A 12979-nucleotide genomic window follows, 5' to 3' on the forward strand; every position below is an offset into this window, starting at 1 on the left:
AAAGTGCAGCGCTGTGCCATTGTGAGACGTTCTCTTTACATCCGGCGTTCCCCTCCCAGAAATAGCGCTATCTCCATTCTGGCATTCTTTTTGCTCCTGCTTCGCTGACACATTTATTTCCGCGTCCACGCCGTAACGGACGTTTTCGCACAGCGTTCTTTTTCAGGAGTGAAAATATGCACCGTCGTACTTTACTAAAAGCCTTCGCGTTGTCTGCGTCCGTCGTGGCGATGGGGATGAGTTTTGGCGCGCAGGCGGCCGATACCATCAAAGTGGGGATAATGCATTCTCTTTCCGGCACGATGGCTATCTCCGAGACCCCGCTGAAAGATGTCGCCCTGATGACCATCGACGAGATCAACGCCAAAGGCGGCGTGCTGGGCAAGAAACTGGAGCCGGTGGTGGTGGACCCGGCCTCAAACTGGCCGCTGTTTGCCGAGAAGGCCCGTCAGCTGCTGAGCCAGGATAAAGTGGCAGTGGTATTCGGCTGCTGGACCTCGGTTTCGCGCAAATCCGTACTGCCGGTTTTCGAGGAGCTGAACGGCCTGCTGTTCTATCCGGTGCAGTATGAGGGCGAGGAAATGTCGCCAAACGTCTTCTATACCGGCGCGGCGCCGAACCAGCAGGCGATCCCGGCGGTGGAATACCTGATGAGCGAAGACGGCGGCGCGGCGAAACGCTTCTTCCTGCTGGGAACCGATTACGTCTATCCGCGTACCACCAACAAGATCCTGCGCGCGTTCTTGCATTCGAAAGGGGTGGAGGATAAGGACATCGAAGAGGTGTATACCCCGTTTGGTCACAGCGACTACCAGACCATCGTCGCCAACATCAAAAAATTCTCTGCGGGCGGCAAAACCGCCGTGGTGTCGACCATCAACGGCGACTCCAACGTACCGTTCTACAAAGAGCTGGCTAACCAGGGGCTGAAAGCGACCGACGTGCCGGTGGTGGCCTTCTCTGTCGGTGAAGAAGAACTACGCGGGATCGACACCAAACCGCTGGTGGGTAACCTGGCGGCGTGGAACTACTTTGAGTCCGTCGATAATCCGACTAACCAGGCGTTCGTGGCGGATTACAAAGCCTATGCGAAGGCGCACAAGCTGCCGAACGCCGACACCGTGGTGACCAACGACCCGATGGAAGCGACTTACGTGGGGATTCATATGTGGGCGCAGGCGGTGGAAAAAGCAGGCACTACCGATGTGGACAAAGTGCGTGCGGCGATGGCCGGTCAGTCTTTTAAGGCGCCGTCAGGCTTTACGCTCACCATGGATGCCACCAACCATCATCTGCATAAGCCGGTCATGATCGGTGAAATCGAAGGCAACGGTCAGTTTAACGTGGTGTGGCAGACCGAACAGCCGGTACGCGCCCAGCCGTGGAGTCCGTTCATCGCCGGGAATGACAAAAAGCCCGACCAGCCGATGAAAACCGCCAGTAACTAAGCCATCACCGCAGGGAGAAACGTCATGAACGCCATGCGCCTGTTCATCGCTCTTGTATGGCTTTCCGGACTGCTGCCAGGGATGGTGCAGGCATCGGATGCCGATCGTTTTGTTGCCGCCAGCCGCAGCCAGCAGGCGGATTTGTTGACGCAGTGGGCCGCCGCGCCGGATGCGTCAAGACTGCCGCTCCTTGAGGCGCTGCAGAAAGAAAACCTCTACGTCGATACGCAAAAGCACGCCTTTGCACAACGCGGTGGCAACGTCATCCCGCTGGGGGAAAGTCAGACGGCAGAGGGCCCAACCAAAGCCGTTCGTCTGACGAACCGGCTGCGCGTGCTGGCTGCGACCGCCATCGCCACGCATCAGCTGGTGAGTGACAGTGTCACTGAAAGGCGGGCGGCGGCGCGTCAGCTGCAGCGCGATGCCCGGCCCGACATGCTCGCTTTTCTGGAAAAGCGAGTGAGCGATGAAACGGATGCCGTGGCGCGTCAGGCGCTGCTGCTGGCGGTCGCGAATCTTCAGCTGGCAAGCCCGCAGGCCGAGGTGCGCCGCAAGGCCGTGGCGTTGTTAGGCCAGTCCGACGATCCGGACGTACAGTCCAGACTCACCCCGTTTACCCAGCCACAGACGGAGCCGGATAGCGGCGTTCGCGCGGCCGCAGAAGAGAGTCTTAGCCAGATCCAGCACCGACTGATGTGGGGCGATCTGCTGGGCCAGGCGTTTATGGGGCTGTCCCTCGGATCGGTACTGCTGCTGGCCGCGCTGGGGCTGGCTATCACCTACGGCCTGCTGGGCGTGATTAACATGGCCCACGGCGAGATGCTGATGCTGGGGGCATATGCTACCTGGATGGTGCAGCAGGCGATGGCCGGGCTTGCACCCCAGTGGCTGGCGCTCTATCCCGTTATCGCCTTGCCGGTCGCGTTCTGCCTGACGGCGGGCATTGGAATGGTGCTGGAGCGCACGGTGATCCGTCATCTGTACGGTCGTCCGCTGGAAACGCTGCTGGCGACGTGGGGCATCAGCCTGATGCTTATCCAGCTGGTGCGCATGACCTTTGGCGCCCAGAACCTCGAGGTGGCGAACCCGGCATGGCTCTCCGGCGGGGTGCAGGTTTTTGCCAACCTGACGCTGCCGTGGAACCGCATTGTGGTGCTGGGCTTCGTGCTGCTGGTGCTGTTCTTCACCTGGCTCATTCTGAATAAAACCCGTCTGGGGCTCAACGTGCGGGCGGTGACGCAAAACCGCAGCATGGCCGCCTGCTGCGGGGTACCGACAGGCCGCGTCGATATGCTGGCGTTCGGGCTTGGCTCCGGGATTGCGGGGTTAGGCGGCGTGGCGTTATCGCAGCTCGGTAACGTCGGGCCGGAGCTGGGCCAGGGCTATATCATCGACTCCTTCCTTGTTGTGGTGCTCGGAGGCGTAGGCCAGCTGGCAGGCAGCGTGGCCGCGGCATTTGGTCTGGGGATCTTTAATAAAATCCTTGAACCACAGATGGGGGCGGTGCTGGGCAAAATCGTGATTCTGGTGGCGATCGTGCTGTTTATTCAGAAACGCCCCCAGGGACTGTTTGCGCTGAAAGGGAGGGTAATTGACTGATGAGCCAGCCGCTGACCTTAACGCTGGCGCGCAAAGCGCCACGCACAACGCAACTTGCAGGCAGCCTGCTGGTGGTGTGTCTGCTGATATTGCCGTTTTTCGCCTTACTGCCTGCGACGCATCCGCTGGCGCTGTCGACCTGGATGCTGACGCTGATTGGCAAGATCCTCTGCTATGCCATCGTTGCGGTGGCGCTGGATCTGGTGTGGGGCTATGCCGGTATGCTGTCGCTTGGGCACGGGATCTTCTTCGCGCTTGGCGGCTACGCGATGGGCATGTACCTGATGCGCCAGGCTGCAGGTGACGGTCTGCCTGCGTTTATGTCGTTTCTCTCCTGGAGCGAACTGCCGTGGTTCTGGTGGGGCACCCAGCATTTTGCCTGGGCGCTGGTGCTGATTGTGCTGGTGCCGGGGCTGCTGGCGCTGGTATTTGGCTGGTTTGCCTTCCGCTCGAAGATCAAAGGGGTCTATTTCTCGATTATGACCCAGGCGCTGACCTATGCCGGGATGCTGCTGTTCTTTCGCAACGAAACCGGCTTTGGCGGCAATAACGGCTTTACCGGCTTCACCACGCTGCTCGGGTTTTCAGTAACGGAAACGACGACCCGTATCGCGCTGTTTCTGGCCACCGTGCTGTTGCTGCTCCTGGCCCTGGGCACCGGGTTTGCGCTGGCGAAGAGCAAGTTTGGCCGCATTCTGACCGCCGTTCGCGACGCCGAAAACCGGCTGACGTTTTGCGGCTACGATCCGCGCGGGTTCAAGCTGCTGGTGTGGACGATCTCTGCCGTACTGTGCGGTCTGGCGGGGGCGCTCTATGTGCCGCAGGTGGGCATTATCAACCCGGGGGAAATGTCGCCGACAAACTCGATAGAGGCCGCCATCTGGGTGGCGCTGGGTGGGCGCGGCACGCTGGTGGGGCCGGTGATTGGCGCGGCGCTGGTGAACGGGGCGAAAAGTTTCTTCACCGTCGCGATGCCGGAATACTGGCAGCTGTTTCTGGGGCTGATTTTTATCGCCGTTACGCTGTTTTTACCGCGCGGCGTCTACGGACTGTTTCGTAAGGGAGAAAAATAATGCAGCCAGCCGAAGGATTATTCACCCGCCAGTTACCCGGCGATCGCTACCGCGATCAGACCGACCCGGTCCTGCAGCTTGAGGCGATTAACGTCAATTTTGATGGCTTTCAGGCCCTGACCGATCTCTCGCTGAATATCGGCGTGGGCGAGCTGCGCTGCGTGATCGGTCCCAACGGGGCCGGTAAAACCACGCTGATGGACGTTATCACCGGCAAAACGCGGCCAAAGAGCGGCAGGGCGATTTACGACCAGTCCATCGACCTGACCGCGCTGGAGCCAGCGGCCATTGCGCGCCAGGGCATCGGGCGTAAATTCCAGAAACCCACGGTCTTTGAGGCGCTGACGGTGTGGGAAAACCTGGAGATCGCGATGAAAACCGATAAGTCCGTCTGGGCGAGCCTGCGGGCAAAACTCAACGGCGAGCAGCGCGATCGGATCGACGAGATGCTGGTTTTACTGCGGCTGACCGGCGAGCGCGACCGCCGCGCCGGGCTGCTTTCCCACGGACAAAAGCAGTTTCTGGAGATCGGCATGTTGCTGGTGCAGGACCCGCATCTGCTGCTGCTGGATGAACCCGCCGCCGGAATGACCGACGCGGAAACGGAATACACCGCAGAGCTGTTCAAAACGCTGGCTGGCAAACACTCCCTGATGGTGGTGGAGCACGATATGGGCTTTGTTGAAACCATCGCCGACCATGTGACCGTGCTGCATCAGGGGCGGGTGCTGGCGGAAGGGTCGCTTCGCGAAGTTCAGGCCAACGAGCAGGTGATTGAGGTCTATCTGGGACGTTAAGGAGAGGGAATGTTACAGGTCAACGAACTGAATCAGTATTACGGCGGCAGCCATATCCTGCGCGGCGTGAGCTTTGAGGCCATCACCGGCGAAGTCACCTGTCTGCTGGGTCGCAACGGCGTGGGGAAAACCACGCTGTTGAAGTGTCTGATGGGGCTGATCCCGGCGAAAACCGGGGAGGTCATCTGGCAGGGAAAAACGATCACCCACAGTAAACCGCACCAGCGGGTACAGTCTGGCGTGGCGTATGTCCCGCAGGGACGGGAGATTTTCCCGCGCCTGACCGTGGAAGAGAACCTCCTGCTGGGGCTGTCGCGATTTTCCGCCCGCGAGGCGAAGCAGGTGCCGGAGGAGATCTGGCAGCTGTTCCCGGTGCTCAAAGAGATGAAGCACCGTCGCGGGGGTGATCTCTCCGGCGGGCAACAGCAGCAGCTGGCGATTGGGCGCGCGCTGGCGAGCCGTCCGCAGCTGCTGATCCTGGATGAACCGACCGAAGGCATACAGCCTTCCGTTATTAAAGAGATCGGCCACGTGATCCGCACCCTGGCAAACAGAGGTGACATGGCGATCCTTCTGGTGGAGCAGTTTTACGACTTTGCCGCCGAGCTGGCCGACAGCTATCTGCTGATGTCCCGCGGCACCATTATTCAGCGCGGGCGGGGCGAAAACATGGAGCAGGAGGGCGTGCGCGGCCTGGTTGCGATCTGAAATGTTATAATATAACATCCTCATTCTTATAAAACGGAATGAGGGCGTTACTTTGGCTGCACATATTGGAAAATTTGCCATGACTCTGGGGGCGCTGCTGGTCAGCGGCCAGCTGTTTGCTCACTCGCACGGCCATCAGATGACCGAAGCGGAACAGAAGGCTGCGAACGGCGTGTTTGAGGATAAAGACGTGAAGGACAGAGTGCTGTCTGACTGGGACGGCACCTGGCAGTCGGTCTATCCGCTCCTGCTCGATGGTTCGCTGGATCCGGTCTTTAGACAGAAAGCCCAGAAAGACAAAAGCAAATCCTTTGATGAGGTGAAAGCCTACTACCGCACGGGATATGCGACGGACGTGGATGCCATCGGCATCGAAAATAACGTGATGGAATTCCATCAGGGCAAAGCGGTCAGCCGGTGTCAGTATGATTACAGCGGCTACAAAATTCTGACCTACGCGTCAGGTAAGAAAGGCGTTCGCTATCTGTTTGAGTGTAAGGATGCCGCTAGCAAGGCGCCGAAGTTCGTGCAGTTCAGCGATCATACCATCGGACCGAAGGCCTCGTCTCACTTCCATATCTTCATGGGCAACACCTCTCAGGAGGCGCTGCTGAAAGAGATGGACAACTGGCCGACCTATTACCCGAACGAGATGTATAAAGAGCAGGTGGTGGAGGAGATGTTGCACCACTGATGCTTTATTGCCGGGTGGCGGCTTCGCCTTACCCGGCCTACGATTCGGGTTTTGTAGGTCGGGTAAGCGCAGCGCCACCCGACACGCTATCTTCAGTTTTCACGCTCATCCCGCGCAAAATCATCAGCCAGGCCATGGCGATGGCGACCATCATGATCACAAACAAGGACCAGTGCGGCAGGTTGGTCAGGATGATACCGGTGATCATCGGGTTTGCCGCCGCGCCGAGCCATCCCAGCGCCTGCGCGGAGAAATAGCTCGCCTTCATTCCCGGTGGCGCAATGTTGTCGATCAGCATGTATTCACCCGGCGCATAGATAATCTCACCCAGCGTGAAAATGGCGGCAGCGATGCCCCAGTAAACCAGATTTTCCCCGGAGAGCATAAAGCCGCCCAGTCCCACGATAAAAAACAGGGTGGCAAGGGTCATCAGCGGGCGGATATTGCTGGCTGAGATTTTGCGGCCCAGCGCATATTGCAGCGTCACCACCACGGCAGCGTTGACCGGGAGCACCACGGCCACCACCTTTTCGGCGAAATCACTGTCCGCATGCGCGGCCAGAACGTATTGCGAAATACAACTCGCGAACGACCCACCCACGTAGGACGCCAGCAGGCCAGAGAGCGTGTACCAGAACAGCGCGCGGTCTTTCAGCAAGACCGACGGCTGCCAGGGCATCTTCTCCTCTGCGGTATCTAACGCCACGCTTTTTTGCACAAAGAAATGGATAAAGCCCAGCGGCAGGGCGGCACAGAAGGCTGCCAGCCAGAACGGCAGCTGCAGGCTGTACATTACCAGCAGGGTGCCAATGGGCGGGCCGACCGTCCAACCAATGTTCAGGAAGCTGTAGTTCAGCGAGAAGACCCGCGCCTTCTGGCTGGACGTCAGTACGTCGGAGAACCAGGCTTTCAGCACCGTCGAAAAGACGGAGTAGGCGCAGTTAATCAGCGCAAAGAACAGCACCACCAGCGTGACGTTATTGACCAGCGGGATCGCCACAAAGCCGGCGATAAACGCCACAATCGCGATCAGCATGTAGCGTTTTTTATCAAACTTATCGGCCAGAATGCCAAATCCCAGGCTGAATACCACGCCAATGGTCAGCGCCACGGTCAGGGCATAACCAATATTCTCGACGCTCATGCTGTAGACGCGCGTGAGATAGATGGTCATGAACGGCAGCGTTGCCCCTCTACCGATGGTTAACAACAATGACGATGCCAGCAGCGCTGCGGTTGAGCGCCTGAGAGATGGTTTCATATTCCTGCCCGACAGTTGCTTATGCTTTTATTAGATGTGTGTTAACAGGATTACCATGACATAAGGGGCTTGTATAGCACCTGATTTATCCCTAAGTGCTTCAGCTGCCTGCCAGAAATAATGATCTTCTCGTGATGTACTTTTTTCTGTTACCTTGAAGTGTTAACAAATTATTAATAATTCAGGGGCGGGATATGACGCGGAAAGACGGGCTGCTGGCATTGCTGGTGGTCGTAGTATGGGGGCTCAACTTTGTGGTCATTAAGCTGGGGCTGCATAACATGCCGCCGCTGATGCTGGCCGGTTTACGCTTTATGCTGGTCGCTTTCCCGGCCATCTTTTTTGTGGCGCGTCCAAAGATCCTCTTTAAACTGCTGCTGGGCTACGGTCTGACCATTAGCTTTGGCCAGTTCGCGTTTCTCTTTTGCGCCATCAAGTTCGGTATGCCGGCGGGTCTTGCCTCGCTGGTGTTACAGGCGCAGGCGTTCTTTACCATTATTCTCGGGGCGTTCGTGTTTGGCGAGCGTCTGCAGGGCAAACAGCTGGCAGGGATCACCCTTGCGGTGTTCGGCGTGCTGGTGCTGATCGAGGCCAGCCTGAATGGTCAGCATGTGGCGCTGCTCGGGTTTATGTTGACGCTGGCGGCGGGGCTGAGCTGGGCCTGCGGGAATATCTTCAACAAGCTGATTATGCAGCACGAGGCGCGCCCGGCGGTGATGTCGCTGGTGGTGTGGAGCGCACTGATCCCGGTTATTCCGTTTCTGCTGGCGTCGAGTATTCTGGACGGTCCGGCGGTGATGATGAACAGTCTGGTCGACATCGATATGACCACGATCCTGTCTCTCGTCTATCTGGCCTTTGTCGCCACCATTGTGGGCTACGGGATCTGGGGATCGCTGCTGGGACGGTATGAGACCTGGCGCGTCGCGCCGTTATCTCTGCTGGTGCCGGTGGTAGGACTTGCCAGTGCGGCGATATTGCTGGATGAAACGCTAAGCGCGCTGCAGCTGTTGGGTGCCGTGCTGATCATGGCCGGGCTGTACATTAACGTGTTTGGTCTGCGGGTTCGTCGGACGACGCGGGTAAGCGAAAAGGCATAAAAAAAGCCCCGCATCTGCGGGGCAAAAACGAATCAGAAGCCGTGCTGATTATAATAAGGCACGCCTAATTCGTCGGATTTGTCGCTACCAGCACCCATGTGGTTGAAATCATAAGGCGACTGGTCATGTGCTGACGGCAAAATCATCGTATCAGGATTATTTTGCTGCGTTGCACGAGGGGTTTGCTCCGCGAAGGTCTGGCTGGAGAACAGCACCAGCAAGGCGAGGGCGGCGGAGGCGATAACTTTCATGATTTCCTCGGTTACGTCTGTTACAGGCGATGATTAACTACAGTGTTTTAACGGATACAGGTATCGGGATTCGCCCGGCACGCTGGTGATTCGGTACTTATGAGGCGGCACGTCAAAATAGTTCTTGAACGTACGCGTCAGGGTTTGCTGCGATTCAAATCCGTAACGCTCCGCCAGATAAAGGATCGGCTCATTGCTTTCTTTCAGTTTCTGGGCAATTTCCGTCAGCTTGCGGCTGCGAATATATTGACCTAATGAATGACCGGTCTCTTTTTTGAACATCCGTTGCAGGTGCCATTTGGAGTAACCCGAACGCTCTGACACTTTTTCAAGGGAGAGCGGCGATTCCAGGTTATCCTCGATCCAGTCCAAAATGCTATGAATGGTGATAGCGTCAGTATTGCGTCTGGACATCGTCATACCTCTTTTTTTCTGTTTACGGCAGGATTTTCTTCAGCAGAAGCTCAAGGGTTGCCACTTCATCTGCCGTTAAGTTTTTTGTTAGTTCCTGATGCAGTGTTTGTCCTACTAATTGATGACATTGCTCGCACATGGCCGCGCCATCGCTGGTTAGCTTCACCAGTACGCCGCGTTTGTCATTCGGGTTAGGGCTTCGTTCTATCCATCCTTTGCAGACGAGACGATCGAGCATGCGGGTTAACGCACCCAGATCGACAGAGAGCACCTTTTTCAGCTCAACCGGCGTGATACACACTTCGCAGCGAATGGAACACAGCACTTTGAACTGTGTTGCGGTGATATCCAGCGGTGACAGGTAGTCATTGAGCAGGCGATCTTTTTTCTGATTGACCATATGAATAAGACGACCCAGCGGAACAACGTCGTTAAAGATATCACTGGTGCTTTTCACAATGGTTGCCCTGGCAAGTAGTTAGTCACGGCAGATATTATTGCTCAGGCAAGTATAAGTCAACTGAATGAATCAGCCGATGCCACGAATTGCTAAAACGTTTCATGAACTTTTTTTGAGGTCTTTCAAATCATAGAGATAACTGACAGTTATCTTTTCTGAAGGAAAATAATCGTTACGTTGCCCCCATGGCTGAATGTCACACTTTCCCCCTATAATTGCTGTGTTAAATATGGATAAGGACGACAACGCACTATGTTGGATTTAATTAAAGCAGTCAGCCTCGGGCTGGTGGTCTTGCTGCCGTTGGCTAACCCGTTAACGACGGTGGCGCTTTTCCTCGGGCTGGCAGGGAACATGAACAGCGCCGAGCGCAACCATCAGTCGATGATGGCCTCGGTGTATGTGTTTGCCATCATGATGGTGGCTTATTACGCCGGACAGGTGGTGATGAATACCTTCGGGATTTCCATCCCTGGTCTGCGTATCGCCGGGGGGCTGATTGTGGCCTTTATTGGTTTCCGCATGTTGTTCCCGGCGCAAAAAGCGCATGAGTCGCCGGAAGCGACCAGCAAATCGGAAGAGCTGGAAACCGAACCGAGTGCGAATATCGCCTTTGTGCCGATTGCCATGCCGAGCACGGCGGGGCCGGGGACTATCGCGATGATCATCAGCTCCGCGTCAACGGTGCGTGACAGCGCAACTTTCCCGGACTGGGTACTGACGGTTGCGCCACCGCTGATTTTTGCGATTATCGGTCTTATCGTGTGGGTGTCGCTGCGCAGCTCCGGCGCCATTATGCGCTGGGTAGGTAAGGGCGGTATCGAGGCAATTTCCCGTCTGATGGGCTTCTTACTGGTCTGTATGGGCGTGCAGTTTATTATTAACGGCGTGCTGGAGATTATTAAGACCTATCATTGATGTCTTGCCCGGCGGCGCTTCGCTTGCACGGGCCTACGGGTTTTGTAGGCCGGGTAAGCGCAGCGCCACCCGGCACCAACAACCCTCACCCGTGCTGCCCCTGTTCCTCCAGCGCCACCGGCCACTTACGGAAGATGAGTACCGACCAGATCAGCGCCACCAGGGCCGGAATAGCCCCCAGATAGCCAATCGCCGACATCGACACGTGCAGGATGACCTGATTTCCCACCAGCGCCCCCGCGCCAATGCCCAGATTGAAAATCCCCGAGAACAGCGACATGGCGACGTCCGTCGCATCCGGCGCCAGGGCCAGCACCTTCACCTGCATGCCCAGGCCAATAATCATGATCGCCACGCCCCAGAACAGGCTGAGGATCGCCAGATGGCTTTCACTGCCCGCGGCGGGCATCAGCAACAGCAGACAGCCCAGCAGCAGGCCGATGGCGCTGCTCACCAGCAAGGAGGCGTGCCGGTTACCCAGCTTGCCAAACAGCACGCTGCCAATAATGCCCGCGCCGCCGAGGATCAGCAGTAAGACGGTGGCAAAGTTGGCGCTAAAGCCCGCCACCACCTGTACAAACGGTTCAATGTAACTGTACGCCGTGTAGTGTGCCGTCACGACGATGGCGGTCAGCAGGTAGATGCTCAGCAGCGCAGGGCGACGCATCAGCAGCGGCAGGCTTTTCAGCGAGCCGGAATGTTCGCTTGGCAGCGCGGGCAGCAGTTTAATCAGGCATACCAGCGTCACCAGCGCGCCCATCCCAATGGCGAAGAAGGTCGTGCGCCAGCCGAAGTATTGCCCCACGATGCGGCCAATCGGCAGACCCAGCACCATCGCCAGTGCGGTACCGGTAGCAATCAGGCTCAGCGCCTGGGCGCGTTTACCTGCCGGCGCCAGGCGAATCGCCAGCGACGCGGTAATCGACCAGAATACCGCATGAGCAAAGGCGATGCCGATTCGGCTCATGACCAGCACCGTAAAATTCCACGCCATAAACGACAGCACGTGGCTCGCAATGAACAAGACAAACAGACCGATCAGCAGCCTGCGTCGCTCCATCTGGCTGGTCAGCAGCATAAACGGCAAAGACATCAGCGCCACCACCCAGGCGTAGATGGTCAACATAATGCCCACCTGCGCCGTTTCCATCTGGAAACTGTCAGCGATGTCAGACAACAGCCCAACCGGCACAAATTCTGTGGTATTAAAAATAAACGCGGCAACTGCCAGCGTGACCACGCGTAGCCACGCGACCCTGCGGGAAACTGTGTTCGTTGTCATAGGGATGTCTGAGATTCGTTGCTGAAAAGAAGAGGAGACGATCTTAAAACGTCGAACGGCGAAAACTCAACCATTATGTGACGCAGATCTCAATATTTACCTTATGAAAGCGGTAGCCGGGGACGCTGTTTTCATTGAATATAAAAGAACAACACAATAAAAACAGGCGGTAAGACAATGCAGGAGATTGATTTTTATCTGGTCGATGCGTTCAGCGATACCACGTTTGGCGGTAATCCTGCCGCCGTATGCCCGCTGAAAGCATGGTTACCCGATGAGATCTTGCTGAAGATGGCGCAGCAGCATAATCAGTCGGAAACGGCGTTTTTCGTCTGCAGCAAAGGGGGCATTGAGCTACGCTGGTTTACCACGCTTAGCGAAGTCAATCTCTGCGGTCACGCTACGCTTGCGGCGGCGCACGTACTGTTTACCGAGCTGGATTACCCGGACGCGCGGATCCACTTTGATACCGCCTCTGGCCGCCTGACGGTCACCCGGGAGGGGGACTGGATGACGCTGGACTTCCCTGCATGTCCAACCCATGAAGAGACGCCCCCGCCGGAAATGCTTTCGGCGCTGGGTATCAGCCGCTACGTTGAAGCCCGTAAAGGGCGCGCCTGGGTCATCGTTCTGGAAAATCGCCAACAGGTCGAGGCCCTCGCCCCGGACTTTTCGGCGATGACGCCGGGCGAGCATAAGGTGAGCGTGACGGCGCGCGGTGAGGGGGAATACGATTTTGTCAGCCGCTTTTTCTCCCCCGGCGTTTCCGTTCCGGAAGATCCGGTCACCGGCTCCGCGCACACCATGCTAATTCCCTGGTGGAGCGAAAAATTGGGGAAAACAGCCATGCTTGCCCGTCAGGTTTCCGCGCGCGGCGGCGACGTGCGCTGTGAGCTGAAAGGCTCGCGGGTGCTGATGAGCGGGCAGGCCACACTTTATCTGAAAGGCACAGTTTTTCTGCGCTAAATACCCAT

The 12979-nt window shown here is 57.3% G+C and carries 14 protein-coding genes; 9 read left to right on the forward strand and 5 right to left on the reverse strand.

The genetic code is table 11. From position 1 onward, the window contains the following. Positions 1-176 precede the first annotated feature (176 nt). From urtA to zinT, 6 genes are read left to right on the forward strand one after another with little or no spacing between them, the layout of a single operon-like run. A complete protein-coding gene (urtA, locus tag ACMWJS_RS04530; protein ID WP_023618714.1) occupies positions 177-1448 on the forward strand; it encodes an urea ABC transporter substrate-binding protein in 1272 nt (423 codons plus the stop codon). A 24-nt stretch (positions 1449-1472) separates the two neighbouring features. Then, complete coding sequence (urtB, locus tag ACMWJS_RS04535; protein WP_414746687.1) at positions 1473-3047, forward strand: urea ABC transporter permease subunit UrtB; 1575 nt, start codon at positions 1473-1475, stop codon at positions 3045-3047. Beyond that, positions 3047-4120 carry an urea ABC transporter permease subunit UrtC gene (gene urtC / locus ACMWJS_RS04540; RefSeq protein WP_262823626.1) on the forward strand — a complete coding sequence of 358 codons (1074 nt, stop codon included), beginning with the start codon at positions 3047-3049 and terminating at the stop codon, positions 4118-4120. Before urtB ends, urtC begins: the two co-directional genes overlap by 1 nt. After that, the gene (gene urtD / locus ACMWJS_RS04545; RefSeq protein WP_223540491.1) at positions 4120-4917 is read left to right on the forward strand and encodes an urea ABC transporter ATP-binding protein UrtD; all 798 of its coding nucleotides are present in this window, start codon (positions 4120-4122) and stop codon (positions 4915-4917) included. Before urtC ends, urtD begins: the two co-directional genes overlap by 1 nt. Positions 4918-4926: 9 nt before the next feature. Further along, complete coding sequence (urtE, locus tag ACMWJS_RS04550) at positions 4927-5625, forward strand: urea ABC transporter ATP-binding subunit UrtE (protein WP_094942553.1); 699 nt, start codon at positions 4927-4929, stop codon at positions 5623-5625. 52 nt (positions 5626-5677) lie between these two features. Then, complete coding sequence (gene zinT, locus ACMWJS_RS04555; protein WP_414746688.1) at positions 5678-6319, forward strand: metal-binding protein ZinT; 642 nt, start codon at positions 5678-5680, stop codon at positions 6317-6319. A 37-nt stretch (positions 6320-6356) separates the two neighbouring features. On the opposite strand, the gene ydeE is transcribed toward zinT, so the two are convergent. After that, entirely contained in the window at positions 6357-7580 is a 1224-nt protein-coding gene (ydeE, locus tag ACMWJS_RS04560) for an efflux MFS transporter YdeE (RefSeq protein WP_414746689.1), read from the reverse strand. A gap of 194 nt (positions 7581-7774) precedes the next feature. Between ydeE and eamA the strand changes: the two genes are divergently transcribed. Beyond that, positions 7775-8680, forward strand: a complete 906-nt coding sequence (gene eamA / locus ACMWJS_RS04565; protein ID WP_414746690.1) for an O-acetylserine/cysteine exporter — start codon at positions 7775-7777, stop codon at positions 8678-8680. A 32-nt stretch (positions 8681-8712) separates the two neighbouring features. Here eamA and marB read toward each other — a convergent pair whose 3' ends face one another. From marB to marR, 3 genes are read right to left on the reverse strand one after another with little or no spacing between them, the layout of a single operon-like run. Beyond that, complete coding sequence (gene marB / locus ACMWJS_RS04570) at positions 8713-8931, reverse strand: multiple antibiotic resistance protein MarB (RefSeq protein ID WP_008502238.1); 219 nt, start codon at positions 8929-8931, stop codon at positions 8713-8715. A 33-nt stretch (positions 8932-8964) separates the two neighbouring features. Further along, positions 8965-9345: an MDR efflux pump AcrAB transcriptional activator MarA gene (gene marA / locus ACMWJS_RS04575; protein ID WP_008502237.1), complete on the reverse strand. Its 381-nt coding sequence runs from the start codon at positions 9343-9345 to the stop codon at positions 8965-8967. Positions 9346-9367: 22 nt separating this feature from the next. Further along, positions 9368-9802 (reverse strand): multiple antibiotic resistance transcriptional regulator MarR, encoded by a 435-nt coding sequence (marR, locus tag ACMWJS_RS04580; protein WP_008502236.1) that lies wholly within the window; start codon positions 9800-9802, stop codon positions 9368-9370. Between the two features lie 255 nt (positions 9803-10057). Here marR and ACMWJS_RS04585 point away from each other — a divergent pair, with 255 nt between their 5' ends. Then, on the forward strand, positions 10058-10723 hold the full coding sequence (locus ACMWJS_RS04585; RefSeq protein WP_069719240.1) for a MarC family NAAT transporter: 666 nt from the start codon (positions 10058-10060) through the stop codon (positions 10721-10723). A gap of 85 nt (positions 10724-10808) precedes the next feature. Here ACMWJS_RS04585 and ACMWJS_RS04590 read toward each other — a convergent pair whose 3' ends face one another. Then, positions 10809-12005 carry a sugar transporter gene (locus tag ACMWJS_RS04590; protein WP_063621608.1) on the reverse strand — a complete coding sequence of 399 codons (1197 nt, stop codon included), beginning with the start codon at positions 12003-12005 and terminating at the stop codon, positions 10809-10811. Between the two features lie 177 nt (positions 12006-12182). Between ACMWJS_RS04590 and ACMWJS_RS04595 the strand changes: the two genes are divergently transcribed. Then, positions 12183-12971 carry a PhzF family phenazine biosynthesis protein gene (locus tag ACMWJS_RS04595; RefSeq protein ID WP_262808268.1) on the forward strand — a complete coding sequence of 263 codons (789 nt, stop codon included), beginning with the start codon at positions 12183-12185 and terminating at the stop codon, positions 12969-12971. Positions 12972-12979 lie beyond the last annotated feature (8 nt).

It is taken from the genome of Enterobacter sp. HK-058-C-ECC, assembly GCF_047531125.1.
GTDB classification, from domain to species: domain Bacteria; phylum Pseudomonadota; class Gammaproteobacteria; order Enterobacterales; family Enterobacteriaceae; genus Enterobacter; species Enterobacter quasiroggenkampii.